This is a genomic window from Aerosakkonema funiforme FACHB-1375 (genome assembly GCF_014696265.1).
Classification (GTDB): Bacteria; Cyanobacteriota; Cyanobacteriia; order Cyanobacteriales; family Aerosakkonemataceae; genus Aerosakkonema; species Aerosakkonema funiforme_A.
This window is the reverse complement of record NZ_JACJPW010000012.1, coordinates 75,494-101,930: the sequence shown is the minus strand read 5'-3', so window position 1 is coordinate 101,930 and position 26,437 is coordinate 75,494. Positions and strand designations below refer to the sequence as shown.

Annotated in this window: 21 protein-coding genes; 10 read left to right on the top strand and 11 right to left on the bottom strand. The window is 43.4% G+C overall.

The annotated features are described in order from the left end of the window. The first annotated feature begins 517 nt into the window (after positions 1 to 517). Positions 518 to 3,739: a HEAT repeat domain-containing protein gene (locus H6G03_RS06905; protein ID WP_242060334.1), complete on the top strand. Its 3,222-nt coding sequence runs from the start codon at positions 518 to 520 to the stop codon at positions 3,737 to 3,739. A gap of 18 nt (positions 3,740 to 3,757) precedes the next feature. Here the strand turns inward: H6G03_RS06905 and H6G03_RS06900 are convergent, their stop codons facing one another. From H6G03_RS06900 to H6G03_RS06890, 3 genes are all read right to left on the bottom strand, one after another. Continuing rightward, positions 3,758 to 4,024: a ribbon-helix-helix domain-containing protein gene (locus H6G03_RS06900; RefSeq protein ID WP_190463399.1), complete on the bottom strand. Its 267-nt coding sequence runs from the start codon at positions 4,022 to 4,024 to the stop codon at positions 3,758 to 3,760. 201 nt (positions 4,025 to 4,225) lie between these two features. Next, positions 4,226 to 4,495, bottom strand: coding sequence for a hypothetical protein (locus H6G03_RS06895; protein WP_190463397.1), 270 nt, complete (start codon positions 4,493 to 4,495; stop codon positions 4,226 to 4,228). Beyond that, entirely contained in the window at positions 4,492 to 4,722 is a 231-nt protein-coding gene (locus tag H6G03_RS06890; RefSeq protein ID WP_190463395.1) for a hypothetical protein, read from the bottom strand. The genes H6G03_RS06895 and H6G03_RS06890 overlap by 4 nt, the downstream gene beginning before the upstream one ends. A 115-nt stretch (positions 4,723 to 4,837) precedes the next feature. Between H6G03_RS06890 and leuS the strand changes: the two genes are divergently transcribed. The 3 genes from leuS (at position 4,838) to H6G03_RS06875 (ending at position 9,112) form a co-directional block, all read left to right on the top strand. Continuing rightward, the gene (gene leuS / locus H6G03_RS06885) at positions 4,838 to 7,429 is read left to right on the top strand and encodes a leucine--tRNA ligase (RefSeq protein ID WP_190463393.1); all 2,592 of its coding nucleotides are present in this window, start codon (positions 4,838 to 4,840) and stop codon (positions 7,427 to 7,429) included. Between the two features lie 115 nt (positions 7,430 to 7,544). Next, positions 7,545 to 7,838 carry a DUF433 domain-containing protein gene (locus H6G03_RS06880; protein ID WP_190463391.1) on the top strand — a complete coding sequence of 98 codons (294 nt, stop codon included), beginning with the start codon at positions 7,545 to 7,547 and terminating at the stop codon, positions 7,836 to 7,838. 425 nt (positions 7,839 to 8,263) lie between these two features. After that, positions 8,264 to 9,112, top strand: a complete 849-nt coding sequence (locus H6G03_RS06875) for a DUF4231 domain-containing protein (protein ID WP_190463389.1) — start codon at positions 8,264 to 8,266, stop codon at positions 9,110 to 9,112. Positions 9,113 to 9,323: 211 nt separating this feature from the next. On the opposite strand, the gene H6G03_RS06870 is transcribed toward H6G03_RS06875, so the two are convergent. Beyond that, a complete protein-coding gene (locus tag H6G03_RS06870; RefSeq protein WP_190463387.1) occupies positions 9,324 to 10,571 on the bottom strand; it encodes a patatin-like phospholipase family protein in 1,248 nt (415 codons plus the stop codon). Between the two features lie 178 nt (positions 10,572 to 10,749). Here H6G03_RS06870 and H6G03_RS06865 point away from each other — a divergent pair, with 178 nt between their 5' ends. Then, entirely contained in the window at positions 10,750 to 11,256 is a 507-nt protein-coding gene (locus H6G03_RS06865) for an META domain-containing protein (RefSeq protein WP_190463385.1), read from the top strand. Between the two features lie 136 nt (positions 11,257 to 11,392). Here H6G03_RS06865 and H6G03_RS06860 read toward each other — a convergent pair whose 3' ends face one another. Next, positions 11,393 to 12,928 carry a family 10 glycosylhydrolase gene (locus H6G03_RS06860; RefSeq protein ID WP_190463383.1) on the bottom strand — a complete coding sequence of 512 codons (1,536 nt, stop codon included), beginning with the start codon at positions 12,926 to 12,928 and terminating at the stop codon, positions 11,393 to 11,395. A 267-nt stretch (positions 12,929 to 13,195) separates the two neighbouring features. On the opposite strand from H6G03_RS06860, the gene H6G03_RS06855 reads away from it, so the two are divergent. After that, a complete protein-coding gene (locus tag H6G03_RS06855) occupies positions 13,196 to 14,266 on the top strand; it encodes an amidohydrolase family protein (RefSeq protein ID WP_190463381.1) in 1,071 nt (356 codons plus the stop codon). A 143-nt stretch (positions 14,267 to 14,409) separates the two neighbouring features. Here H6G03_RS06855 and psb27 read toward each other — a convergent pair whose 3' ends face one another. The 5 genes from psb27 to H6G03_RS06830 all read right to left on the bottom strand — a co-directional run bounded on the left by psb27 (position 14,410) and on the right by H6G03_RS06830 (position 19,110). After that, positions 14,410 to 14,805, bottom strand: a complete 396-nt coding sequence (gene psb27, locus H6G03_RS06850; RefSeq protein WP_190463379.1) for a photosystem II protein Psb27 — start codon at positions 14,803 to 14,805, stop codon at positions 14,410 to 14,412. Between the two features lie 194 nt (positions 14,806 to 14,999). Then, the gene (gene pstB, locus H6G03_RS06845) at positions 15,000 to 15,854 is read right to left on the bottom strand and encodes a phosphate ABC transporter ATP-binding protein PstB (protein WP_190463377.1); all 855 of its coding nucleotides are present in this window, start codon (positions 15,852 to 15,854) and stop codon (positions 15,000 to 15,002) included. 90 nt (positions 15,855 to 15,944) lie between these two features. After that, on the bottom strand, positions 15,945 to 16,877 hold the full coding sequence (gene pstA / locus H6G03_RS06840; RefSeq protein ID WP_190463375.1) for a phosphate ABC transporter permease PstA: 933 nt from the start codon (positions 16,875 to 16,877) through the stop codon (positions 15,945 to 15,947). Beyond that, on the bottom strand, positions 16,877 to 17,818 hold the full coding sequence (gene pstC, locus H6G03_RS06835) for a phosphate ABC transporter permease subunit PstC (RefSeq protein ID WP_190463373.1): 942 nt from the start codon (positions 17,816 to 17,818) through the stop codon (positions 16,877 to 16,879). The genes pstA and pstC overlap by 1 nt, the downstream gene beginning before the upstream one ends. Before the next feature lie 182 nt (positions 17,819 to 18,000). Further along, positions 18,001 to 19,110, bottom strand: coding sequence for a PstS family phosphate ABC transporter substrate-binding protein (locus H6G03_RS06830; RefSeq protein WP_190463372.1), 1,110 nt, complete (start codon positions 19,108 to 19,110; stop codon positions 18,001 to 18,003). A gap of 528 nt (positions 19,111 to 19,638) precedes the next feature. Between H6G03_RS06830 and bioB the strand changes: the two genes are divergently transcribed. The 4 genes from bioB to H6G03_RS06810 all read left to right on the top strand — a co-directional run bounded on the left by bioB (position 19,639) and on the right by H6G03_RS06810 (position 24,430). Further along, the gene (gene bioB, locus H6G03_RS06825) at positions 19,639 to 20,697 is read left to right on the top strand and encodes a biotin synthase BioB (protein ID WP_407650727.1); all 1,059 of its coding nucleotides are present in this window, start codon (positions 19,639 to 19,641) and stop codon (positions 20,695 to 20,697) included. 196 nt (positions 20,698 to 20,893) lie between these two features. Further along, complete coding sequence (locus H6G03_RS06820; RefSeq protein WP_190463368.1) at positions 20,894 to 21,478, top strand: biotin transporter BioY; 585 nt, start codon at positions 20,894 to 20,896, stop codon at positions 21,476 to 21,478. Between the two features lie 80 nt (positions 21,479 to 21,558). Then, on the top strand, positions 21,559 to 22,038 hold the full coding sequence (lspA, locus tag H6G03_RS06815; protein ID WP_190463366.1) for a signal peptidase II: 480 nt from the start codon (positions 21,559 to 21,561) through the stop codon (positions 22,036 to 22,038). A 133-nt stretch (positions 22,039 to 22,171) separates the two neighbouring features. Next, positions 22,172 to 24,430 carry a transglycosylase domain-containing protein gene (locus tag H6G03_RS06810; protein ID WP_190463364.1) on the top strand — a complete coding sequence of 753 codons (2,259 nt, stop codon included), beginning with the start codon at positions 22,172 to 22,174 and terminating at the stop codon, positions 24,428 to 24,430. A 117-nt stretch (positions 24,431 to 24,547) separates the two neighbouring features. Here the strand turns inward: H6G03_RS06810 and H6G03_RS06805 are convergent, their stop codons facing one another. Beyond that, complete coding sequence (locus H6G03_RS06805) at positions 24,548 to 26,425, bottom strand: sensor histidine kinase (protein WP_190463362.1); 1,878 nt, start codon at positions 26,423 to 26,425, stop codon at positions 24,548 to 24,550. Between the last annotated feature and the right edge of the window lie 12 nt (positions 26,426 to 26,437).

Below are 26,437 nucleotides of genomic sequence, written 5' to 3'. Positions count from 1 at the left end.
GAAGGGGTTGTGCGAACCTGGGAAAGTAAGTAGATTTGTCGATCGCTCTAGATAGCTTACAACTACATTGGTTACTTCAAGAAATTAAAAACGATACTGGATAAAATTTTCTGACTTGAAAATATTAACATTTCTTAAGTTGACAAGTTTAGCGTTTCCGGTATACTATTTTTATGAAAATATGAAGGGGCTGTCCGAACCTAAAAAAGTAAATAGATTCGTTGACCACTTCAGATAGCTTATCAGCTAAGCGTTTGAAACTAACAGAGTTGAAAGTTTTTCATGGTTGTACAGGCTTTATTAGCAAAAAAAAAGAACCCTTTCATATTTTCTTTGATGGGAAGCAAAAGGGTGTTAAAATCGAGATTCCCCGCAAGGGGATGGAAACTTTATAAGCAACAAAAATGAGCCTTTTCAGATTTTTAAGGTCTGAATCAGGCTCAAAGCAAAATTAGCTAAGTGCTTGGTTTAGAAAAACTATTCCCCGCAAGGGGATGCAAAGAAGAAAAAACCACAGATGAACACAGATGTATTTGCGCTATCTGTATTTATCTGTATTTATCTGCGGTTTATACTAAATAAAGTTCCTAGTGCTACGGTTGAGTTTTACGAGACGCGATCGAATCTTGGGTATAGCGATATGATTGACTGGTTAGTTGCTTGGGGTGTGACGCAGGCGGTAGGATTTGCGTTTAAGCCGATTTTGGAAGATTTGGCGAAGGAAGCAACCAAAGATTGGGCGAAAGATATTTTTAAAGGTTGCTTAAATAAGGTAATTCAGCTTCCCAGCAAAGAACCGCTAGATATTGCGGCGGGAAAAGCATTAAAAGAGTTTTTGCAATTGGTACAGCAAGAATTGGAAGATGCTGATTTTGATGAAGAAAAGTTAAAAGAATATATCAAACCGTTAAAACAATTTATTAAAGATGAAGCGGTTGCCGAAACTTTAGGTAATGCTTTTCAATACGAATGCCATATTTTAGATACTAAGACGTTAGCTGAAAAGTGGAAGCAGCTTAATTTACCGCCTTTGCCGTCAGAATTTGATTGGGAAAAGTTGGGGAAACGGTATTTGAAGAAAGCGAAAGCAATTATTCAAGAATCCGATGATTTGCGGGAAATTTTCAAAGCTCAAACTCTAGCAGAAATTGCCGAAAATACGCGGGTAATTACTCCCGATTTCGATTTGCGGAAATATCAGGAAGGAATTCGGGAACGATACGGTAATTTGAAGTTAGATAGTATCGATCGCGACGGCTATGCTTATAACCAATTGAAGTTATGGCAAATGTTTATACCGCAAAACGTGCGGGAATGTCAAGAGTTTTTGCCGAAAGTTTATGAGATTCCGAAAGAATATCAAAAACGGTTGCAAGAAAGGGGTGAATTAGAGCGAGAATTTTCGCCGGAAGAGTTAGAAAGGTGGCAACAAAGTTATCAGCAAGAGCGAATTCGATCGATCTCAGAAATTCTCGATGATCGCAATTACAAATATCTGGTAATTTTGGGCGACCCAGGTGCGGGTAAATCTAGTTTGTTGCAATGGATTAGTTTAAATTGGGCAGAATTACCGCCGAATGAATTGCCTTTGCAGCCGATACCTTTGTTGATTGAGTTACGCGCCTATAGTCTCAACCGCGAAGATAGAAACTGTAAAGATTTTTTGGAATTTTTCCATGCTGGTAGCGGCGTAGTTTGTCATTTACCCCAACATCAATTAAATGAAAAATTAAAAGCTGGTGATGCAGTTGTCATGTTTGATGGATTGGATGAAATATTTGATTCTGCTAGAAGAGAAGAAGTAATTACCGATATCCATCGCTTTACTAACGACTATCCAAAAGTGCGGGTAATCGTGACTTCTCGCGTTATCGGGTACAAAGCGCAAAAGCTGCGAGATGCGGAATTTCGCCATTTCATGCTGCAAGATTTAGAGCCGGAACAAATCGAAGATTTTATTCAACGTTGGCACGATCGCACTTATAATGATGAAGGCGATAAAGTCAAAAAACGGGAACGCTTGAAAAAAGCAATTCGGGAATCTTCCGCGATTCGAGAACTAGCAGGAAATCCCCTCTTGCTGACGATGATGGCGATTTTGAACCGCAATCAAGAATTGCCAAGAGATAGACCGGAACTGTACAATCAATCATCGCGGTTATTGCTGCATCATTGGGATTTTGAACGAACTTTAAAGAGTAATTTCAAGTTAGAAAATATCGATTACAAAGATAAGCAGGCAATGCTGCGTCAGGTTGCTTACTATATGCAGGCGAATGAAAAAGGTTTAGCTGGTAACTTGATTGCAGGGGAAGATTTAGAGAGAATTTTGTATAATTATTTGAAGTCTATTGAAATCCCCGATGCCAGAACAGTTGCCAGATTAACCATCGAGCAATTGCGGGTACGTAATTTTATTTTATGTTCTGTTGGTGCAGATTACTATGCTTTCGTGCATCGCACTTTTTTGGAATATTTCTGCGCTTGGGAGTTTGTCTGGCAATTTGAGAAAGATAGAAAAATCGATTTGGATTATTTGAAAAATGAGGTATTTGGCAAACACTGGGAAGATGAGCGTTGGCATGAAGTTTTGCGGCTAATTGTGGGAATGTTGGGAGAGAAGTTTGCTGGGGAATTGATTGATTATTTAATTCAACAAAATGGTAATAGCAAAAAGCATCTAAACTTATTTTTGGCGTTTGATTGCTTGGGTGAAGTGAGAAATCAAAATACACTTTCCGCCACATCAGAAAAGTTGTTAAATAAAATGAAAGACATTATTGCTTTAGAAGTAATAGATGAAAATGAAATAATAAATAATTTGCCTATAAAAAATCTACATCTAGATAGATCGGAATGGGTTATTTGTCACGAAGAAATGACTAAAATCATTTCAATAATCGCTATTTATTGGAGAGATCACCCAGAAACATTAGAATGGCTAAAAAATATTATTCAGTTTGATAAACGAATAGATGTCAGACGTGAAGCATTACAATGTTTAACATCAGGGTGGCAGGGAAACAATGAAATATTATCAGTTATTAAAAATTGTATTCGTAATGATAAACATGGAGCCGTGCGTTCTCAAGCACTAACAGTTTTAGCGTGGATGGCAGAGAACGACCCAGAAACTTTATCTATATTAAAAGCTTCTGCTAAGACCGATATAAGTCCAGCAGTAAGACTAAGCGCAATTCAAGATTTAGTGCATAATTGGAAAGACGATCCTGATACTTTACCTATACTAAAAAATTGTATCTTTTTTGATACGCACAGCAATACACGAGTTTCCTTAATTCAAGACCTAGCGAATAGCTATAAGGATGATCCTGATACTTTGCCTATTATCAAAAAGTTAGCTCAGTCCGATAAAGATCCGAGCATTAGATGGATTTCAATATATAAATTATGTGAAATTTGGAAAGATAATGCTGAAATTTTTGAAGTATTCTACGATTGTGTTGTAAATGATCGATATGAGGGTAGTAACAATCAGGATAAAAGCTCACAATTAAATCCTCGTTACTTAGCACTGGAAGCAATTATCTTGAATTATCCTAACAATCCCCAAACTCTACCTTTATTGCGTGATAGAGCAGAAAATGATTCTGATGAAAAAATACGCCTGTTTGCTGAAGATATGCTGAATAAATGGAACCAAGGATCTAACTCAGAAGCATCAGGAACCAATTCTTTAATAAATATTTTGACTTCAAATGCTAGATTTTTCTTCTAGAAACCATAAAATAGCGACTCATTTTTGTGTCTGACGTGCTTGCTGGAATCGTTCTAGAACTTCGCTAACAAAAGTTTCGCCGTCAATAGGTGGCGTTCGATCGGAAACTTCGATCGCAGCGTCAATTTTTTCTCGCACATCCTCTACCCAGGCGTTATCTGCGCGATCGTATTCATCCAACAATCGCAAGGCAATTTCTAGGATTTCTTGGGCCGATCGATATTTCCCAACTTGCAACTTCGTTTGAATAAAGCGTTCTTGTTCGGAAGTAAGACTGATACTCATAGAAGACTTTCGAGAAGTAGTTTCTATTATATCTCAAGAATAAACTAGAGACGAATTGCAAACGAATATTTTAAAATAATTGAAGAAGAATTGTAAGCAGCAAGTATCTATAAAGACTTTACTCAGCACTGGCAATTTCCTCTTGTAAAGCACTACCGATATAGCGAGCGTGATTTTCACGTATGTAAACACCATTTAAATCTAATTATTTACCAGATGTAAATCATGCTGTTCCGAATAGCGAGAAAATAATTCTCCCAGTGCTTCTTCTCCCCCAATTTCCCCATTACTAACAAACTTTTCTACTTCTACCGATCCATCATTCAAAAATTCAACTTCCCATCTTTCTCCAGGTACAGCCACTGTCACCATAATTGCTTCATCTCGATGATGTGCTAAAGTGTAGCTGACTTTTTCTTGTTCCAATTTGTTTAAGAGTTTAAGTAATTTTTCAAAGATAGGATTGTTCATTTATCAAATCTCCGATCGCTTAATAATTTCCGAACAACCTTGAAACCAGGAAGATTTTCCTGTACACCCCTTTCAATTTCCTCCCAAATCATTTCGCTAAATTCTTCCCAACTGGGAGAACCTTCTGGTAGTTCGGCTTGTTTAATACTACCTTTTTTAGCTTTAAGAATGTCAGAAACTCTCTGACCCGAAAACTTATGTGCGATTTTTTCCTCCTTCTTGAACAAAGCGATAAACTTACAATATCAGGATATCCCCACTACCCACTACCCACTCCCCATTCCCATTCGTGCCACAATGGGAAAATGTAGTTGATTTGTGACCCAGCAGGAGTTCTAGATTGTGGAATCCCGATATAATCCAACGGCAATAGAGGAAAAGTGGCAAAAGACTTGGGCAGAACGAGGCATAGACCAAACGCCTACCGAGACAGACAAGCCCAAATTCTACGCCCTGTCGATGTTTCCCTATCCATCGGGCAACCTGCACATGGGCCATGTCCGCAACTATACTATCACGGATGCGATCGCACGAGTACACCGAATGCAAGGCGATCGGGTATTGCATCCGATGGGATGGGATGCGTTTGGACTCCCAGCAGAAAACGCCGCCATCAAAAACCAAACCCATCCGGCGAAGTGGACTTATAACAATATCGCGCAAATGCGATCGGAATTAAAGCGTTTGGGTTTATCCTACGATTGGAATTGCGAACTCGCCACCTGTTCCCCCGACTATTACAAATGGACGCAGTGGATTTTCTTGCAATTTTTCCAAGCCGGATTAGCATATCAAAAAGAAGCTAAAGTTAACTGGGACCCCATCGACCAAACAGTATTAGCAAACGAACAAGTCGATAGCGAAGGTCGTTCTTGGCGTTCCGGCGCAATAGTTGAGAAGAAAAACTTGCGTCAATGGTTCCTCAAAATCACCGACTACGCCGAAGAATTACTCCAAGATTTAGATAAGTTGACAGGTTGGCCGGAAAGAGTAAAGTTAATGCAGGCGAACTGGATTGGTAAATCTGTCGGCGCTTATTTGGAATTTCCAATTGTCGGAATGGAAGAAAAAATAGGAGTGTTTACCACTCGTCCCGATACCGTTTATGGTGTTACTTACGTGGTACTCGCGCCGGAACATCCATTAACACCAAAAGTTACTACATCAGAACGTCAAGAAGCAGTCGAAACTTTCATTAAAGAAGTTGCCAATCAAAGCGAATTGGAACGTACCGCCGAAGATAAACCAAAACGCGGTATCCCTACTGGCGGTAAAGCAATTAATCCCTTTACTGGTGAAGAAATTCCGATTTGGATTGCCGATTACGTCTTATACGAGTATGGCACGGGTGCGGTAATGGGCGTACCCGCACATGATACGCGGGATTTCAAATTTGCCAACGAACAAAATTTGCCCATTAAAGTAGTAATTGTTCCGCCTGGGAATGAGGACTTAAGTCCTCACTACGAACTGAAGGAAGCGTATACAGACCCCGGAATTATGGTTAATTCCGGTGAGTTCAATGGCAAGAATTCCACCGAAGGAAAACAGGCAATTATCGACTATGCCGAACAAAAAGGTTTCGGAAAAGCGCGAGTGCAATATCGCCTCCGAGATTGGTTAATTTCCCGCCAAAGATATTGGGGTGCGCCAATTCCAGTTATCCACTGTCCGAATTGCGGAATAGTACCAGTTCCCGAACAAGATTTACCCGTACAATTGCCAGAAGATGTAGAATTAAGCGGTCGCGGTGCTTCGCCTTTGGCACAATTAGAAAGTTGGGTAAACGTACCTTGTCCTAGTTGCGGTACGCCTGCGAAAAGAGAAACCGATACTATGGATACGTTTATCGATTCATCGTGGTATTACTTGCGTTTTTGCGATGCCCAAAATGATGGGAAAGTGTTCGATTCTGCGAAAACAAATGGTTGGATGCCTGTCGATCAATATGTCGGTGGCATCGAACACGCAATCCTACACTTATTATATTCTCGTTTCTTTACTAAGGTGTTGCGAGACAGAGGTTTGCTCAATTTTGACGAACCTTTCCAACGTTTATTAACTCAAGGTATGGTGCAAGGATTAACTTACACCAATCCGAAAAAATCCGGTAATGCCAAATATATTCCTTCTAATTTGGTAAATCCCAACGATCCGAAAGACCCGGAAACTGGAGAACCGTTGGAAATATCTTACCAAACCATGTCCAAATCTAAATACAATGGCGTTGCACCAGAACAAGTAATTAATAAATACGGTGCGGATACTGCCAGAATGTTTATCTTGTTCAAAGCGCCACCGGAGAAAGATTTGGAATGGGATGAGGCGGATGTAGAAGGACAGTTTCGCTTCTTAAACCGTGTTTGGCGTTTGATAACTGATTTTGCCAGCAATCAATCATCAGCTAAGTTGGATAAATCCAAACTCGAAAATCCAAAATCCAAAACTGAGAAGGATTTGCGTCGCGCCATTCATACGGCAATTAAGGAAGTTACGGATGATTTAGGAAGCGACTATCAATTCAATACGGCAATTTCTGAATTGATGAAATTGAGTAACGCCCTCACGGATACCGATAGTAAAAATTCGGCAATTTATACAGAAGGGATTCACACTTTGATTTTGATGTTAGCGCCGTTTGCGCCGCACATTGCCGAGGAATTGTGGCAGATGATTGGTAATACTGAATCTGTCCATAAAGCAAGTTGGCCAAAATACGATCCTGCGGCGTTAGTTGCCGATGAAATTACCTTGGTAATTCAAATTAATGGCAAAACTCGCGGCACAATTGAAGTAGCGAATACTTCGGATAAGGATACTTTGGAAAAGTACGCCCGCGAGTCGGAAGCTGCCCAACGTTACCTTGAGGGTAAGGAAATTAAAAAAGCGATCGTTGTTCCCGGTCGAAATTTAGTTAACTTTGTAGTTGGGTAATTGGTAGTAGGTAATAGGTAATTGTTTCGGCAATTACCTATTATATTAGGAAGCGTCAGACGTACAAAATTGAATAATTTATTTACAGTACAAAACTTATCCAAAACCAGGAAATATGACAACAACTATTGACATCGGCACTCTCATTATCCGCACACCTGAAACTTGCGGAAATTGTCCCAGAATCGCGGGAACCAGAATTTCTGTTGAACAAATGGCTGTTTTATCCAAACAAGGACTAACACCAACAGAAATTGTACAAGAATATGGCTTCATCAATTTAGCTCAGGTTCATGCAGCATTAGCATATTATCACGCTAACACAGAAGAAATAGAAGGATATTTAGCAACAGAAAAAGCTGAGTATGAAAGATTGGAAGCAGAATATATTGCGAGTCAACAAAAATGAGTGAAATTCGTTTACGATCATCCATTAGTCAATATTTTAGTAGCTGTTTTGGAAGGTAGGCAAGTAGGGGATTGAAAAAATAGAAGGATGAATAAATAATCATCAAATAAACCCGGTTTATGAATTAGGATTTGGTGGGGCGCATTCGTAGCGCAGATCGATCGCAGTTTGGTGCTTGGTTTTTGGCTGAATTTCACCAATAAATTGTCATCCGATCATTTCGATCGACAAGGGAGAATAAGCAGATTTATTAATTAGCAAAACCTGTAATTATGCCATTTTATATTTTTTTACATTTCTTACTTCCCGCTCAACTATAAATATATTATCATAGCAAAATAAAATAAAAATTAAATAGACTTGTGACGAAACCAATTTTATGCTAAGCAATATAGTGGTAAGGTAATCCACTGGAGTCAAAAATAATGACTGATGCAGCACAAATGACAAATTTGCCTCAGATTAACGTAGCAGAAAATCCTAAGTCACCAAATCAAATTCTCTTGTTAACGCTGAAGGTATTCGAGTACTTGGTGCTAGCAGGAGCGGTTGGTGCAGGAATCGTTACATTTATTTTACCAGAGGTGCAAATGGCCAAAATCTACTTGGCTGTTTTGGCATCGGTTTCGGTTTTTATGTTTTTAGCTAATTTGAGCCTCTCGAAAACATTTAATGGGGCATCACTTCGGCAGAAAATCAGCAGAAAAGCCGAACTATACAATGCGCTGGTGGGAAATTCGCAACTGATCGAAAATGCTTCGATAAACACAGCAAGAGAAAGTGCTTTAGAGTATTGTCAGGAGTTGGTTGATGATTATAAAAGGACGAGAACTAACTGTCGAAATATTTATTATATTTCGCAACTTGCCACGGTGGTTTTATCTGGAATTACACCGATTTTGGTGTTAGTAGACAAATTGGAAGCTGGTGTAACTTGGCTGAAGTGGCTACCCGTAATTTGTCCGGCGATCGCAGCTATCGTGGCTAGTATCGTTACCTCGTTTCCTTTTCAAAAGAATTGGTTGGCTGCTAACACTACGGTGGAATTGTTGGAAGCCGAACAGGAGAAATTTATCTTGGGTGTAAGTCCGTTATATAGTTACTACGATACGGCGGAAGAAACCGAATTGCCTCTCAAAGCGCAAAAGGCGATCGAAAACTTTATCGTTCAAGTCAATAACATTCACTTGAACCAATTGCAAGCAATGAATGATAAAAATGCTGAGGCGCAGAAACAAGAGTCAGCCGCCGCAGCATCTAATCAGCCTAGCTAGCCAGCCTAGTTGAGTGCTAAAGGTACAGGTGCGATGGATCGCGCCTGTACTCAATTGTTAAAACAGCTTTAACGCTAAATCTGTAGCTGTAAAGTGCGTCAGATAGCACCATTTTAGCATAAATCGCTAATTTTATCCCTCTGACGCACCAAAGCTGAATGTAACTTCCGCAAGAGTAACAATTAAGCGCAGATGAGTTTCCACAAATAAGCTAGTTAGAATCAATGAAAGATGCGATCGCTTTTTTCACCGGCTGGGAATCACCTCCTACTCTCGCATAAGACGTAAGACCTTGCTCTATAAATTCTGTTGCTGTTGCGAGTAAATCGTTGATAATCTGCTTTCTGGAATCATCGATCGCTTCACTAATTTTCTTACCTGTAAACCGGTTTTTTCGGTCTTTCTCTGGAACTATTTCGCGAACATCTTTATAACTCTCGTTATTTGGATCTTTAGCTTTAAATCTTTCATTCAAATCAAACTGAAGGCGCAAGTAACGTTTTGAGTTAAATCCACCCATAATTTGTTGGCAAATTGTGGTATCCACCTCCGATGTTGGCTCCATAAACACATCAACAATATGTTGCGCCCAGTTCAATGTTTTCCAGTTTTTTACTTCTTCATATCGATAAGGTTCTCCAGTCCTACCAGTGCCGATCGAAAGTATAGAAATATCTTCAAATTTGACATTTTCCAGCTTCTCCTTCATTTTTGGAGGTAGTTCTTTTGGTAGAGGTTTTCCTTGTTCTTGGCTGTTTTTGAGCGCTTGATTGATTCTGAGTACTAGACTTAAGGCAGCCAGAGAAGGATTGTTTGCACCTACTCCACCATCGATGTGAGGGAAAGACCACTTATCTCCATATTTTTCTTTGTTGCGCGGTTTTAACTCATAAGCTGGAAAGAAAGTGGGAGCAGAGGAGGAGCAAACGCAGATTTCCCATAGGGGAGTATCGTCATACCACCTATCTCCAATATCGGGATGACAATTGGTAAAAAACGTAGTATTCCTGTAAAGTGTATCGTAAGCAAGAATTAAAATAATATTGTCTTCAATTTTACCGATTTCGACTTCTCCTAAAACGTCTTGTAAAGAGCTAATCAGTCCAGCGTGCGAATATTTGGCAGGTGCAAATGTATTGATTAATTGTTGCACTACCTCTAGTGGAAATACCCAGGAGTGTAAAGATTCTGGCAAATACTCTTTGAGGTTTGTTTGTTGATATGGAAATATTGTTCCGGCTTTGTCTTGATAGAGTTGGATGAGGCGATCGCTTGTATTTTTAGTACCAATACCTGCTGTTAAAATCGAGCCTGTCGAAGTTCCGGCAATCATATCAAAATATTCGTGTAAAGCTAAGCCTTTACGTTCCTGAAGTTGGCTTTCAACTTCTTTGAGTATGCGTGCAGAGATGACTCCACGCATTCCACCGCCATCCAAACTTAGAATTCTGAATGTCATAATAATTATTCCTTTTGGCTGATTGCTAGCGTGCGATATATTTGAGATGTTAAGATAAGTGTAACTGCCTATTTAATGGCCAACATAAAAGTTTAGAATTTCTTCCAAAAAAATTTAATTTTCTTTACAATAGAGTGGTTAAAATGAGAGGTAGTACTCTAAAATCACAAGCATAGAGATGATTAGAAAACATCAATATAAAATCACACTTATACTGTTATCTGCCTGTTTTTTATGTCTGCCAATAGCTTATAGAAGTGAAGGGGCAAAATTAGCGATCGCCGCCTCAAATCCTACAGAAAATTCTGCCGTTTTCAACGGTAAAATTATGCAGCGCAGCTTGAATGGTACATCTTGGACGCTAGTTTCTTGGGGAACTGCAAATGCACGCAGTTCTCCTTTGAGAAATACACGCATTACAGCACAATTCACGAACAACACTATGAGCGGTTTAGCTAGCTGCAACAACTACAATGCCAGCTATCAAACAAACGGTAATAACCTAACAGTAAATAGTCCCGCTACCACCCGTAAAGCGTGTTCCCCCGATATTATGCGTCAAGAATCTGAGTATCTGGCTGCTCTCCAAAGTGCCCAAAGGTATCGCATCACTAATAACAACCAACTGCAAATATTTTACAGAGTTAATGGAAGTCGCGGTTTGATGACCTTTAGACAGCAGTAAACGGCTAATCCATGAGCTAAAGTTGTCACAACGTCCGGGTTTATTCTCAAACGAAAAGTATTAAGATCGGGGAAGGTGAAGAAGATGGGCAAATTTTTCCCTTATCTCTCTCATCTCCTTCATCTCCTTCATTAAACTACCGCAACTTACAAAACTTCCTTTCGCGATCGCTCTCCGGGTCCTGCCAAGAATAAGCAAAATGGCTCACCGTCTGAATTTGCGGTGTATATTGACGAATAGCCTGCATTTGCACCTCCAGAGACGGACGATTGCTCACAGCCCTTCCCCAATCACCAGCCAACGCCGGTCTAATATCCGTACCGAGAGGAGCGAGACTTACTACCCGTTGCAGCTCGTTCAAAATACAGCTAGTGTCGTTGCAATTTGCATAAAGCATAGGATGCCATTCCATCGTTCTGGGGAACTTATCCCAAGGTTGTACCCGCGAGTCATATCCCCCCTGACCGACAGCTTGGTTGCCCCCAGGGAAAAACACCGCCCCAGTCGGGATGCCGACGCGCTGCGCCGGTTGCATTGCTGCCGTCAAAAAATCGACAATACCTTGAGCGGCGTGGGCTACACTCAGCTGCCATAAATCCCATTGTAGGAAAGGTTGACGTTGCCCTGCTGGCAGTACGCTCTTTGTTTGGTCGGGATTGCGTCCCTGCCAAAGCGGTTCTTCTTCCTCTGGATAAATTTCGTCAACCTGGGCAACATCTTGGGCGCTAACGAATCCCTTAGTTAAAAATCGCCGCATCAGATCCAGCCCTTTGCGGTTGATTGCCCGTTGCAAGAATACTTGCTGGGCAGATTCACCATAAATCCACAAGTCTTGCACCTTGGTAACGACCGAAGCATCCCCCGTCCCTCTGGGATAGCGAACATAATCAAACAAAATTCCGTCCGGTTTGCGTTTGACGATCGCCTCAATCAACCTTTCATAGTCTTGTCGCGCTTGGGGGCTGTAGGGATCGACAAAAGCTTTACTGGCATCGCCTTTTGTTAGATCGGTGTCGATACCCGCATCGTTGGTTACATCCAAACTGGTTTGACCCCTGCCATTACGAGCTAAAACAGCTTGGCGATCGGGCCGAGTCGCGTAAGCATATCCGAAATTGATTGTAAATACCCAAGCATAAACTTTGAGCCCTCGCTTGCGCCCTTTCTCAATAATTTCCGCTAACAGATCTACCTTTTCCGCTCCGGGTACTTGTATTACAGAACTCCAAGATGTGGGATTATCGGCCTGGGGCAGTAGCACCAGACTATCGTAAAAGACTTCCACATAAACTTCGTTGTAACCTTTATTGACAAGGCGATCGAGCAGCATACCCACCGAACCTGGGCGGATATCGCAGGGATACAGGCGCAGCCAAATAGCTTGGTTGCGCGGCCAATTTTGGCTGCGGCATTCTTGCAATTGCCTTGCCTGTTTGGCTATCAGGGCTTGGTAGCGGTTCTGCGCTTCTCGATCGCCTTTAAGAGCCGCCAGCCGGAGGTTTTCTTTTTGTTGAATCAGATCTGCCGATAACTGGCAAGGCACCATTACTTGTGCATGAGTTGGTTTATTCCAGATGCACTGACTCACCAGACCACCAGTTAACACACTGACTAAAAGGCTGCGATAGAAACGACTGGCATCTCGCTTAACAGCTATGAGAGCTTTCAACATGGCATCAACCAGAAAGAAAAAAAACAAACGATACTGACAAATAATTAGCCCCTAAGGACTGGTTGCTGCACCACTGCTTGCCACTAGGCATCAAGAGCCGCTGGGCTATAGGTCAACAAAGTTACCTTCACAAAAGTTTAGGTCATACTTGCTTGACTGGGAAGCCCATCGGTGTTCGCGTAACTACCAACTCTTATAAAAAGATTTGTTAATAATGGAAATAATAACTGTACTCCTATTTCATCTATATCAACCAGAGGGGTTTTTGTGGCTCTATATGCTGAACTGCACCGCCACCTCGGCGGTTCTGTTGTACCTCGTATTCTTTGGCGCTACTTCCAACGCAGCGACGCCAATTTGGCCGATCGCTTCCCTGAGTATGCCTCGTTTGAGGATTTTTATACAAAACCGCGCAATACGCTCGATGAGTATTTGGAGCTGCATACTTTAGTAGAAGGCGTTCAAACTACTCAGACACTACCCTATTTTATTTCCCGACTGATTCGGGGTGCGTATATTTTTGAGAATCTTGCCTATTTGGAGATCCGTTACACTCCCTATCTGCGGACATCTCCCCAACTCAGTCAGTCGGAACGAATTGACCAAATGGCTGAAATTGTTGAGATTGTCGGGAAAGCTACCCAGACGAAAGAATATCCAATTATTACCAGCCAAATTCTCTGTATGCACTCCCGCCTTCCCTATGAGGTGAACCGGGCGATCGTCGAGCTGGCTGCACAGAGCAAAGGGTATGTTTGTGCTGTAGACTTGGCTGGAGGGGATGCCCATTATGCAGAGCGGCTGGATGAATTTGTAGAACTGTACGCCTTGGCGCGATCGCTCGACCTCAAGACCACAGGCCACGTCTACGAAACTCAATCTGGTTGCTATCCAGAACTTATCCCCTATCTGATGCGGATCGGACACGGCATTCAGATCCCTTTACAGTATCCCGAATTGCTAAGTGAATTAGCTGCTAACGGTCAGTGTCTGGAAGTTTGTCCGACCACATACCTCAAAACCGGTACGCTCGAAGATATCCGCCAACTCAAGTTAGTATTCGATCGCTGTTTTGACGCTGGTGTGGATATCGCCATCTGCACGGATAACGCTGGTTTGCATAACGTGCGTCTGCCATTCGAGTACGAAAACTTGCTGACTTACGACATCATCGGTTTTGAAGAATTGCAGGCTTGTCAAGATGCCGCTTTTCGCCATGCTTTTGCTTGGCCTTACCAACAAAGACCGGCTTCGTTATTAAACGGACTGTTTCAAGCCTCAATTAACGATACGGGTAATGGCTCGCTGGGTCGCGAATTCGCCGAAATCGCCGACTAGAGCGTGCCAATTCACACAAATCGCTAGTTATTAAACTCGCGGGATTTTTCTGGCTGTAGGGTGCGTCAGATCTGATAATTTTGCCGATAATCATTAAATTTTATCGCTCTGACGCACCCTACTCAATTTAAGTTTTTTATCGATCAGACTCCTTGTCTCAGAGCATTTTCCACCTGGGTTAATTCTTGTTCCAAACGCTGCTTCAACTTCTCAGGAAGAGGACGATTTGGATAAGAACTGTAATGTCCGGCTATATTGTTCAATGCTGTTCGCATTGTAGTGAAAGAGCGGAGAGCGGTGAGAGAACTATCGCGCCGATAACGAGCCGCAAAGTCATTGATTCTTTGACGTGCTTCTGCCTGAACCGCCGCTTTCTCTGGTGAATCATCTGGCAATTCAATCGCAGTTCTCAAAGTTTGCACCAGAGCCAAGGTATCTTGACGATAATCCCCAGTTATGCCTGTGGGGGTGGCACAGCCGATCAAGCCGATCGTCACAACCAAAACTAGGGCAAGCAGACGGGTCAAATAGCGCTTCATAAGCAGTTAGGTAAATTTTCCACAGCAGAGACAAATCCATGCTCCATCGTATCCTGGATCGGTACTGCGGGGATCATCCTAAAGTTACTCAATGCTTGGGTAAATCCGGATCTTCTTGCATATGAGTTTTGTATTTACGGAGTCCGTAAAGCCTTGAGCTCTCTTTTGAAGAGTCGCACTTGACCGTCTTGGAATCAACCAAAGCGTCCGCTGACGTACTCGCGGGTAGATTCTTCTTTCGGACTTTGGAAAATCACCTCGGTGCGATCGAACTCCACCATATAACCCATGCGTCCGCCTTTTTCGGTAGGCTGGACATTGAAGAACGCGGTCATATCGGACACCCGCGAAGCCTGCTGCATATTGTGGGTAACGATGATGATGGTGTATTGCTCTTTGAGTTCGTGCAGCAAGTCTTCGATCCGCAGGGTAGAAATCGGGTCTAGAGCAGAACAGGGTTCATCCATCAAAATAACATCGGGTTGCACTGCGATCGCCCGCGCAATACACAAACGCTGCTGCTGTCCGCCAGACAGAGATAAACCGCTTTGTTTGAGCTTGTCTTTCACTTCATCCCACAGAGCCGCACCTCGGAGCGATCGTTCTACCAACTCATCCATATCGCCCCTGTAGCCATTGATCCTCGCACCAAAAGCCACATTCTCGTAAATTGATTTCGAGAAAGGGTTGGGTTTTTGAAATACCATCCCTATACGACGACGTACTTCCTCTATTCTTTGCGCGAATTGCCGATCGTAGAGATTTTCTCCTTGAAACTTAATTTCTCCCTCTACTCGCGCCCCCGGAATTAAATCGTTCAAACGATTAAAACACCTCAACAGGGTACTTTTTCCACAACCAGAAGGGCCAATAAAAGCTGTGATTTGGTTTTTAGCGATATCTATGGTAACGTCGCGAACTGCCAAATACGAGCCGTAGAAAACGGAGACATTTTCTGCTCGTAGAATCGCTTCTTTTGTAGCATTAGCTCCAGTATTATACTGGTTTTTCGGAGATGAATTTTGCTGTCTTATCGGCTCTGATCTCATAAATTGATAGGTTGTTAATGTTTAAACTGTGCGCCTAAGTCTGTTCTGTTTCCACAACATTGACTCTTCACTCTAGGAGTGCAATTTCGGCTATCTACTTTGCTGGAACTTGTTTCTCAATAAAATTGCCGTTGCATTCATCAGCAACAGTAAAAGCATGAGAACAATAATACCTGCCGCCGCATTATTGTGAAATGCCGCTTGAGGACGGGATACCCAATCGAAAATCTGAATTGGCAGTGCTGTAAATGGGCTTTGCAAACCTTTTGGCGAAATGGGAGGTAAAAAAGTAATAAAGGTCAAAGCCCCAATCACAATTAAAGGAGCAGTTTCACCTATTGCTCGCGATAAAGCCAAAATAGTTCCTGTGAGGATACCGGGCAAAGCCAACGGAAAAACGTGTTCCCTAATTACTTGCCAGCGCGTTGCACCCAAGGCGTATCCGGCTTGGCGCAAGCTGCTCGGTACAGTTCTTAAAGCTTCGCGAGAGGCAACAATAATAATCGGCAAAATCAACAAAGTAAGAGTAAGAGCGCCGCTCAGGATACTGCGTCCAGCTGTAATTGGCAACATCCACCGCACAAATACCTGCAATCCTAGCAAGCCGTAAATAATGGAAGGCACTGCTGCTAGGTTAGCAATATTTATTTCGATCAGTCTAGTAAACCAGTTGTCGGTGGAATATTCTTCCAAGAAGATCGCTGCGCCAACCCCTAAAGGAAAAGCAATTAAAGCTGTCACGACTAATAGCCATATGCTGCCTATTAGTGGTGACAATATACCAGCAATAGATGGGCGACGAGACGGATAACTGATAAGGAAAGACCAATTCAAGCGCGGCAGTCCATCAACAAGTACATCGATCGATAAAACTGCCAATACTACCAGACCAAACAAAGTAGCTGCCCAAGTGGCTATGACAAAAATTCTATCAAAGTTATAGCGAGTGGGCAGAGCCACTTTAAATAGCCCATTCTCTGACGAATCGCTGCTGGCAAAGGATTTCGGTTCTTGCATAGTCATTACTCGTATTTCTCCCGAAATCGGCGAACAAACCAAAAGCTGAATATATTCAAGGCCAAGGTGATTAAAAACAAAGTCATACCGACGGCAAACAAAGTTCTGTAAGCGAGCGAGCCAGCTGGTGTATCGCCTAGACTAGCTTGTACGATGTAAGCTGTCATAGTCATTACGGGCACAAAGGGATTAAGACCCAGAGTTGGGTTTTGACCAGCTGCGATCGCTACAATCATCGTTTCTCCCACTGCGCGGGAGATTGCCAAAACAAATGAAGCGACAATACCGGATAACGCCGATGGTAGCACTACCCCGACGATCGTCTCTCGTTTGGTCGCTCCCAAAGCGTAAGCTCCTTCTCTGAGGCTGCGCGGGACGGCATATATCGCATCTTCGCTCAGGGAAGCGACTAAGGGGATTATCGATACTCCCAATACCAGTCCGGCGCTCAAGGCGTTGAAACCCTGCAAGCCTGGGATAATTTTTTGCAGAAAAGGCGTTACCAACAGCAACGCAAAGTAACCGAACACTACTGTGGGTACTCCGGCCAGAATTTCTAAGGCTGGTTTGAGCCAGCGACGTATTTTAGCAGGTGCGTATTCACTCAAACAAATCGCAGATAACAAGCCTACAGGCAAAGCCACAGAGATCGCGATCGTGCTGGTAAGCAACGTAGCGCTGATCAGTACAAAAATACCGTATTGAGGATTGAAGAACCTCGGTGTCCATTGTGTATCTGTCAGAAATCGCCATATCGGTATTTCACTGAAAAATGCAAATGTTTCAAAAATCAGAGTCAGGACAATCCCAATCGTTGTTGCCACAGAAACAAGCGCAAATAAAGCAAAAATGGTTTTTACTACTAACTCTACCCACTTGTTTAACTGGCGATTGGGACGAAACAAATCGCGATTTATCTGCTCGGTAGATGACGGGTTTGTAGTCATTGGTTATTGGGCTAGGAACTAGGGGTTAGGTGTTAGGGGAGCGGGGGAGCGGCGGAGCGGAAGAGCGGGAGAGCGGGGGAGCAGAAGAATTATTCTTTTCCCTTTTCCTTTTTCCCTCTTCACTCTTCCCTCTCCCTTTTCCCTTTTCCCTCTCTCTCTTGCCTTGATTAATCAGATCTAAACTACTTCTCTTGCTTGAGTAAGTCTTTTAAGGTCAAACCGACTTGAGAGCCTTTACCCTCAAATATTGAACCTACCTTGCCCGCTTGGAAGCGTGCCTGAACTTCTGTGAGCAACTCATCTGGAAGAGGAACGTAGCCGACTTCCGAAATCAACTTTTTGTTGGCGGGAGCGAGCATATATTCGACAAAAGCTTTTACTTCTGGGCGAGACGCCGCAGTTTTCTTGACGTAGATAAACTCTGGGCGAGCTAGCGGCTGATATGTGCCATCGTTGATAGTTGCTTCGCTGGGTTCAACGCAACCTTTACCTCCATCGATCGCAACTAGCTTTAACTTATCTTTGTTTTCTGCGTAATAGGCATAGCCAAAGAAAGCAATTCCGCCTTTATCCGCGCTAACGCCCTGTACCAAAGTATTGTCATCTTCGCTGGCAGTGTAGTCGCCTCGGCTTTTACCTTCCTCACCTACAATCGCTTTGGTAAAGAAGTCATAGGTGCCCGAATCCGTACCAGGCCCATACAAACCTATTCTTTCGTTGGGGAAACTGGGGCGAATTTGATTCCAGGTAGTAACTTTGGCCTGTGCTGTCGGTTCCCACATTTTTTTGAGTTCATCGACTTTCAGGCACTGTGCAAAGGTGTTTTGGGGGTTTACGACCACGGAGAGTCCGTCATATGCTACCGGAAGTTCGACGTACTCAACGTTACCTTTCTTGCACAAATCTACTTCTTCTGGTTTGATTGGGCGAGAAGCGTTGGAGATATCGGTTTCTCCGTTACAGAACTTTTTAAAGCCTCCACCGGTCCCTGATTTACCCACAGTGACTTTTACACCTGGATTGGCTTTTTGAAATTCTTCTGCCATCGCCTCGGAGATCGGAAATACCGTGCTGGAACCATCTACCGTTACATTGCCGGACAGATTGGAGGTTGTTGTGTTGCTGGTGTTAGTAGTGTTGACAGCTGTATCGCCACCCCCTGGTGTGTTGGCCGCTCCTGTAGGAGAGGGAGAAGAAGCCTGGTTTCCTCCATTGCTACTGCAAGAGGTTACAGCCAACGCCAGAGCAAGTATAGATGCCACGGATGCCAAACGTGTGTTTTGAGAGAACATGGTATTTCTTCAAGTTACTTAACAGATAGCTGTACCGAAACTACCGTTTAACGTAAAACAATGGTTTAAGAGAAGGTTAAAATAAAGTTATTACCAAATTAATCAACCCGATCGCAACCTAGTTTTAGATTATACTAAATAGCTTACAATCCGTTATGATATTAGCGTAAATCTAGCTTGTTAATTCAAGAAATTTTTAATGTTTTTTTGAATAAAATTTTAATAAATATTTCTAATGAGTGTTTTGTATTCGTTGATAAAATTTTTGTCAATAAAAATATTATAATTCCTATATATTATTTGCAAGAGTAAAATTACTGAGTACAAATAAAAAAAGCTGACAGGGGGTATTGAAAAATCTCTGTGGGAAGTTAATTTTACAGGTCATCGAACTGGAAAGCAACTCCTGTTGTCTGTGAAAGTGAATTTGAGCAATATAACATTATAGCAAAGAAGTGATAAAATTCATAGGATTAAGCAAACGCGATCGAAAAGCAGAACGAGGTTTAAGCATAGGTGTCAACTTATATCGATCGGATCGAAGCCAATTTTACTAGCGAGTCCCAGAAGTCTTGGCACGAGTGGCTGGACAACCTGAGCGATCGGATAATAGCAGGAGAGCAGCTTGGCAGAGAAGAGGCGATCGCACTCACGAAAATAGAGGGGCAAGAAAATATACTCCTACTATGCGAAGCAGCCGATAAAGTGCGACAAGCTTGCTGCGGTAACACCGTAGATTTGTGCAGCATCATCAACGTCAAATCTGGCAATTGCTCGGAAAACTGCGGCTTTTGCTCCCAGTCAGTTCACCATCCCGGTACTGGTTCCCCAGTTTACGGTTTAAAATCCACTGAGGAAATTCTCGACCAAGCCAAAGCAGCCGAAGCCGCAGGGGCAAAAAGATTTTGTTTGGTGAGTCAGGGACGCGGCCTCAAGTATAACAGTCCCAAATCGTCAGAATTTGCACGAATTCTGGAAACGGTGCGGCTAATTATCGCCGAAACAAACGTTAAACCGTGCTGCGCCTTGGGAGAAGTGACGCCAGAACAAGCGCAAGCATTAAAAGAAGCAGGCGTTACTCGCTATAACCACAACTTGGAAACCTCAGAAAATTACTTTCCGCAGATCGCGACAACTCATACTTGGCGCGATCGCGTCGAAACAATCAAAAATCTCAAAGCTGCCGGAATCCAAGCTTGTACGGGCGGTATTTTAGGTATGGGCGAAAGCTGGTCGGATCGGGTAGATTTAGCCTTGGCTTTGCGAGAGTTAGAAGTTGAATCCGTACCCCTTAACCTGCTCAATCCCAGAGTGGGGACACCATTGGCGGAACGTCCCAAACTAGATCCTTACGAAGCGTTGAAAGCGATCGCCATCTTTCGGCTGATTTTGCCCAAGCAAATTCTCCGCTACGCTGGAGGACGAGAAGCCATCATGGGCGAACTGCAAGCTCTGGGACTAAAATCTGGCATCAACGCCATGCTGATCGGGCACTACCTCACTACAATGGGTCAACCCCCAGAGCAAGACCGCGCCATGCTAGAAGCCTTGGGACTTGTAGGCGGCGAAGCACCCGTTCCCAATTAGGGGATAGGGGATAGGGGCTGGGGCGTCGGGGAAGAGGAAGAGGAAGAGGGAGAGGGAGAGGAAGAGGGAGAGGAAGAGGGAAGAGGTAAAAATATTTCTTCTCTCGCTGCCCCGTTCTCCCGCTCTCCCCTTCCTCCGTTCCCATACTCTCCCCGACGCTCTATCCCCGACGCCCTATCCCCTATCCCCTATGCCTATGTTTTCTGCAACTGAACTGCTGTGGGCCTTTATTGGGTTGCTGCTGACGATCGGCGGCACTTTTCTAAACGCTTCTATCACCTTTCCCACCTGGCATGAAGGTGGGCTGGCGATTCAAACTTACTCCCTGGGCGTTACCTATCAAATAGGAGCTGTGCTGCTGGTAGGCTGTCTTGGCGGCAAGAATGCTGGTGCCCTCTCCCAAATTGCTTATTTGGCATTAGGCTTAACTTTCCTACCGGTCTTTACTCAGGGTGGTGGCATCAAATATATTGAACAACCCAGCTTTGGATATCTGTTAGGCTTTGTTCCGGGTGCTTGGCTGTGTGGCTTTTTAGCTTTTAAGATGCCGCCCAAACTGGAATTTCTCGCGCTTAGTTGTATCTGTGGTTTGCTAACAGTTCATTTTTTCGGTCTTAGCTATCTGGTTTTGAGCCATTATTTGAACTGGGGAAGCACCAGTACCCTTGCTTTATTGCCAGCCGCTCAAAAATTGTCGTTCTACGCGCTGCCAGGACAGCTTGCTGTTGTTTGTGAGGTTACGATATTGGCATTTATCTTGCGACGCTTGATGTTTTACTAATCTTTAGTAAGTTGTTCGCGGTTCATGGTTATGGTTCATAGCAACGAACAAAACAATTATTGAACACTGAGAAATAAACAATGAACCAATTGACTAAAAACCGGTTTTTTTGGGCGGCTGCCCTTGTCAGTTTGGTATTAGACCAGTTGACCAAAAGCTGGGTAGTACAAAATTTCGACCTCAATGAAACTTGGCCCTTGTGGAAGGGAGTCTTTCATTTTACCTACGTAAGAAATCCAGGTGCGGCGTTTAGTTTGTTCAGCCAGGACGGCAGTTGGTTACGTTGGCTATCCTTGGGGGTAAGTATCATCTTAATCGCACTGGCGTTGTTTGGGCCAAAGCTTCCAGGTTGGGATCAGCTGGGCTACGGCTTTATTTTGGGGGGCGCTTTGGGCAACGGCATCGATCGCTTTTTATTAAACTACGTCGTCGATTTTCTGGATTTTCGCCTCATTCGTTTTCCGGTATTTAACGTGGCAGATACCTTTATTAACATAGGTATTGCCTGCCTGTTTATCGCCGCGTTCGGAAAACATGAGCCACCGAAAAATCGTCCCTAGTGGGGAAGTGGGGAAGTCAAAAGTCAAAAGTCAAAAGTCAAAATTTCTCCCTCTCCCTCTTCCCTCTTCCCCTAGCCCCTAGCCCCTAGTCCCTAGCCCCTTTCCCCAAAATCTAAAATCTAAAATAAAAAGTATGACTCCTCCTCAGCCTCAACGCCCGCAAACGATTTTCGGTGCGATAACCCAAGCGGTACATACAGTTCAAGCTAAGGTAAACTTTTCCCAACTGGTACTCAAGACGAATGCGAGAGTGCCGGAACTGCGAGTCCAGGATGCAGATGCGGACAAAGCAGAAGTTTACCCTTTGTTAGGAGATCGCTACACCTTGGGACGCAGCTCGAAATCCTGCGATATTGTAGTACGCAATCCGGTAGTCAGTCAGCTTCACTTGTCTTTAAACCGGACTGGACGCCGCCAGAAGTCCTTCGCGATCAAAGATGAAGGTTCAACGAACGGAATTTACAAGGGTAGGCGGCGCATCGCGTCAAAATTGCTGCGCCACGGCGATACGCTCACTTTGGGCCCACCAGAACTGGCAGCGTCTGTCCGCGTTCAGTACTACGATCCGCCACCTTGGTATGTTAAAGCTGCCACCTGGGGGGTGTATGGGGTTGGTGGATTAACGGCATTGATGGTGTTGGCAATTGCGATCGAATGGCAAAAATTCTCCGTGCGTCCCCTGCCAGCTGCCACAGGGGGGCCAGCAGTAGTTTACGCCCGCGATGGCGAAACGCCTTTGCGACAACCGCGCAACAACGCTCACGGGGAAATGAGACAATTGTCGGACTTTTCCCCTTATTTGCCAAAAGCTGTAGTTGCTTCTGAGGATAAACGTTTTTATTGGCATTTCGGTGTCGATCCGATCGGTATTGCTAGGGCAACTTTTATTATCAGTAAGGGGGGCGATCGTCAAGGCGGCAGTACCGTTACCCAACAGGTCGCCCGCAGTTTGTTTCGGGAATATGTGGGCACGCAAGATTCTCTCGGTCGCAAAGTGCGAGAAGCTATTGTTGCCCTCAAGTTAGAATTCTTCTACAGCAAAGACAAACTATTGCTGACTTATCTGAATCGCATCTTTTTGGGTGGCGATACTTTCGGTTTTGAAGATGCTTCCCAGTACTACTTTGGCAAGTCTGCTAGAGATGTTTCTTTGGCTGAAGCTGCTACTCTAGTAGGGATTTTATCGGCTCCCAATAATTTTAATCCTTGCGGGGATAACCAAAGTTTGCTAAGAGCAAAGCGGCTGCGCGATGCTGTAATTGTGAGGATGCTAACTCAAGGTAGGATTAGTCAAGAGGAGGCAAATGAAGCACGACGAACTCGGATCGCAGTCAGTCCTAAAGTTTGTCAAGAGCAATCCAATACAATTGCGCCCTACTTTTACAGTTATGTTTTTAACGAACTTCGCTATCTATTGGGGGAGGAATTAGCGAAAGAGGGTAATTTTTTCATCGAAACTTCTCTCGACCCCCGGATGCAAAGGCAAGCAGAAGCAACTTTGCGTAATGCGATCGCTAAATCAGGGGTAAGCAATCGCTTTTCTCAAGGCGCGATCGTTACTCTGGACTCCCGCACTGGTGCGATTTTAGCTTTAGTTGGCGGTTTGGATTACAAACAAAGTCAGTTTAATCGCGTTACGCAAGCACACCGACAAGCGGCATCGACTTTTAAGGTTTTTACTTACACGGCGGCGATCGAACAAGGTATTTCACCGGGTAAACTGTATTCTTGCGCTCCTCTTGTTTGGGTTAATCGCTATCGGGGATGCGAACGAGTCGGCGGGGCGAGTACGGATATGTACAGGGGTATCGCACAATCTGAAAATGCGATCGCTCTGCGAGTGGCGCAAGATGTCGGTTTGGATAATGTGGTGCGGATGGCGCAGCGATTGGGAATCGACTCGAAACTCAATCCCGTACCCGGTTTGGTTTTAGGTCAAAGCGAAGTTTATCCGTTGGAGATGACAGGTGCTTTTGCAGCTCTAGCCAATCGCGGTGTGTGGAATCGTCCCCACGCGATTAACCGCATTTTAGACAGCAGCGATTGCAGCGATCGCAATAACCCCAGTACCTGCCGCGTGATTTATGCCTACGATCCGGCTAACGAGGGTAGGCGAGTTCTCAGACCGGAAGTAGCTTCTCAAATGACTACTTTACTACAAGGTGTCGTCAGAGGGGGAACCGGTCGCAACGCTTCTTTGGGTCTGGGGGAAGAAGCTGGCAAAACGGGTACTAACAGCGATAATAAAGACTTGTGGTTTATCGGTTATATTCCCAGTCGCCAAGTGGCTACTGGTGTTTGGCTGGGAAATGACAACAATTCTCCTACTAGCGGAAGTAGCGGTCAAGCGGCGCAAATTTGGGGAACTTATATGCGTCAAGTTGTCAATTGAATCTTGAAACTTTTGATTTTACCTTTAATGTCGGCAGAAGGCTTCCTGGGAATCCCCCGCTACAAGAGCGTTAGCAATTAGCGGCGGGAGTATGTCAAACCCTTCTTCCCCGACGCCCTAGCTATAAATACAATTTGCTATCTGGAATCTTCCATTTGGGAATTCTCTTGTCTCAATCCTGTGTTTGATGGGGAGAGCGATCGCAAATTCACTTCCCTGTCCTACATAAGATGTAAAATTTATTCTCCCACCGTGTTTTTCTTCTACTATCTGACGGCTAATTGATAATCCCAAACCAGTGCCAATACCTCTGGCTTTGGTAGTGAAGAAGTTGTCAAATATTTTCGTCATATTTTCTGGAGAAATGCCATTACCTGTGTCAGCAATTCGCACTTTCACCCAGTTTTTATCTTGGCGTTCTGTAGTAATCACAATCTCTTTCAGTTGTGTATTTTTTGGCGTTTCTACTAATCGGTTATTTGGCGCAGCCGTATTTAAGACTGCCCCAGATGACATAGTTTCTGGCTCTAAGGCATCAATTGCATTACTCAGTAAATTCATAAATACTTGATAAAGTAAGCCTGTGTAGCCTTCTATTTCTGGGATGTCGCCATAGTTAAGCACGACATTAATTCCCTTTTTAATACGGTTGTGGAGAATCAACAATGTACTGTCGATACAAGCGTGCAAATCGACAGATTGAGGTGCCGCTTCATCTAAGCGAGAGAAATCTTTTAAACTGAGAACAATTTGGTGGACTCGCTCCGCACCCATTTTCATCGATTGCAAGACTTTTGGTAAATCTTCTTCCAAAAATTCGATGTCAATCTCTTCTGCCAACTTTTGCACGGCTAAAGGTGGATTTGGGATTTCATTTTTGTAAGTTTGTAATAGTGCAAAAAGGTCTTGAATGTAATCATTAGCATAGCCGATATTTCCGTATATGAAATTGACGGGATTGTTGATTTCGTGGGCAACTCCGGCTAGCATTCTCCCCAAACTAGACATTTTTTCGCTTTGGATTAATTGAGTTTCTTGCATTTGTCGCTGGCGTTCTGCTGCTGCTTTTTGTTCTTCTAAAAGATGTTTGACTTTTTGAATAAGTTCGTTCAAAGATGCCGCTAAAATACCGACTTCATCTTTTGTCACTACTGGCACTTGCAGGTCAAAATTAGCTTTTTCGGTAACTTGCTCCGCTACTCTGGTCGCATCTTTGAGAGGACGAGCTATCGCCCTACTCGTTTGGATAGCTAGAAGCATCGCCAATACAACTGATATCAGCATACTCGCTATGGGTGCTGATACTTGCACCATTTCTCCATGTTCTCGAAATTCTTTCGCCTTGTGTTCTTCTTGAAAAACAAATTCTGCGAGTTTTGTTAAATTATCCGAGAAGGCATCAATTTTGAGTACCGTTTTGCTATTTGTGAAATTTAACAGCGAACTTTGCAATTTAGGAAGTTCTTCTGGCTTAATAATTTGCAGATTTGTTCGATCCAGAAGTTGTTTCATTTGTTGGTAGTATGTTTCTAACATTGTACTACCATTCCCCGCGAGAGGTTGCAATTCTTTCAACTTAGTGAATGTTTGAGAAGATTGAATTTCAGATAATAAACTTTTTAATTCATTTAATTTTCCACGTAAATGAGAGTATTCTGTTTGAAATTGTTGCGGCTTCTGGATTAAGTAAATCAATTTTTGCTGATGCGATCGCGTTTGCAATAAAACCACTTGTAACTTATGTAACACCTCTCCTGCTTTATGCCACTTTTCTGCTTCAATGGTAGCTTTTGTCTCATAGTAATTACCCACAGCAAGACCTACAGTTGTTCCTAAAACTGCAATACCTACCGCCAGAGTATAGCCACAGGTTATTTTACTGCTGATACTGAGATTGCCTAATGTCTGTTTGCACCAACTTAAATTGATTAAACACAACTTTAAGGTCTTTCTCAATAAGAAATGAGCTTGTTTTTGCACGTATTTATGTTTCATAAATTTCCTAAA

What these genes read in the sequence shown, in the direction of transcription:
- pstB (WP_190463377.1), bottom strand. Translation starts at nt 15,854, where the DNA reads ATGAGATCAGAGCCGATAAGACAGCAAAATTCATCTCCGAAAAACCAG.
- H6G03_RS06905 (WP_242060334.1), top strand. Translation starts at nt 518, where the DNA reads ATGAACACAGATGTATTTGCGCTATCTGTATTTATCTGTATTTATCTG.
- H6G03_RS06830 (WP_190463372.1), bottom strand. Translation starts at nt 19,110, where the DNA reads ATGTTCTCTCAAAACACACGTTTGGCATCCGTGGCATCTATACTTGCT.
- H6G03_RS06870 (WP_190463387.1), bottom strand. Translation starts at nt 10,571, where the DNA reads ATGACATTCAGAATTCTAAGTTTGGATGGCGGTGGAATGCGTGGAGTC.
- H6G03_RS06810 (WP_190463364.1), top strand. Translation starts at nt 22,172, where the DNA reads ATGACTCCTCCTCAGCCTCAACGCCCGCAAACGATTTTCGGTGCGATA.
- H6G03_RS06860 (WP_190463383.1), bottom strand. Translation starts at nt 12,928, where the DNA reads ATGTTGAAAGCTCTCATAGCTGTTAAGCGAGATGCCAGTCGTTTCTAT.
- H6G03_RS06880 (WP_190463391.1), top strand. Translation starts at nt 7,545, where the DNA reads ATGACAACAACTATTGACATCGGCACTCTCATTATCCGCACACCTGAA.
- H6G03_RS06805 (WP_190463362.1), bottom strand. Translation starts at nt 26,425, where the DNA reads ATGAAACATAAATACGTGCAAAAACAAGCTCATTTCTTATTGAGAAAG.
- H6G03_RS06820 (WP_190463368.1), top strand. Translation starts at nt 20,894, where the DNA reads ATGTTTTCTGCAACTGAACTGCTGTGGGCCTTTATTGGGTTGCTGCTG.
- psb27 (WP_190463379.1), bottom strand. Translation starts at nt 14,805, where the DNA reads ATGAAGCGCTATTTGACCCGTCTGCTTGCCCTAGTTTTGGTTGTGACG.
- pstA (WP_190463375.1), bottom strand. Translation starts at nt 16,877, where the DNA reads ATGACTATGCAAGAACCGAAATCCTTTGCCAGCAGCGATTCGTCAGAG.
- H6G03_RS06865 (WP_190463385.1), top strand. Translation starts at nt 10,750, where the DNA reads ATGATTAGAAAACATCAATATAAAATCACACTTATACTGTTATCTGCC.
- H6G03_RS06875 (WP_190463389.1), top strand. Translation starts at nt 8,264, where the DNA reads ATGACTGATGCAGCACAAATGACAAATTTGCCTCAGATTAACGTAGCA.
- pstC (WP_190463373.1), bottom strand. Translation starts at nt 17,818, where the DNA reads ATGACTACAAACCCGTCATCTACCGAGCAGATAAATCGCGATTTGTTT.
- H6G03_RS06895 (WP_190463397.1), bottom strand. Translation starts at nt 4,495, where the DNA reads ATGAACAATCCTATCTTTGAAAAATTACTTAAACTCTTAAACAAATTG.
- H6G03_RS06900 (WP_190463399.1), bottom strand. Translation starts at nt 4,024, where the DNA reads ATGAGTATCAGTCTTACTTCCGAACAAGAACGCTTTATTCAAACGAAG.
- lspA (WP_190463366.1), top strand. Translation starts at nt 21,559, where the DNA reads ATGAACCAATTGACTAAAAACCGGTTTTTTTGGGCGGCTGCCCTTGTC.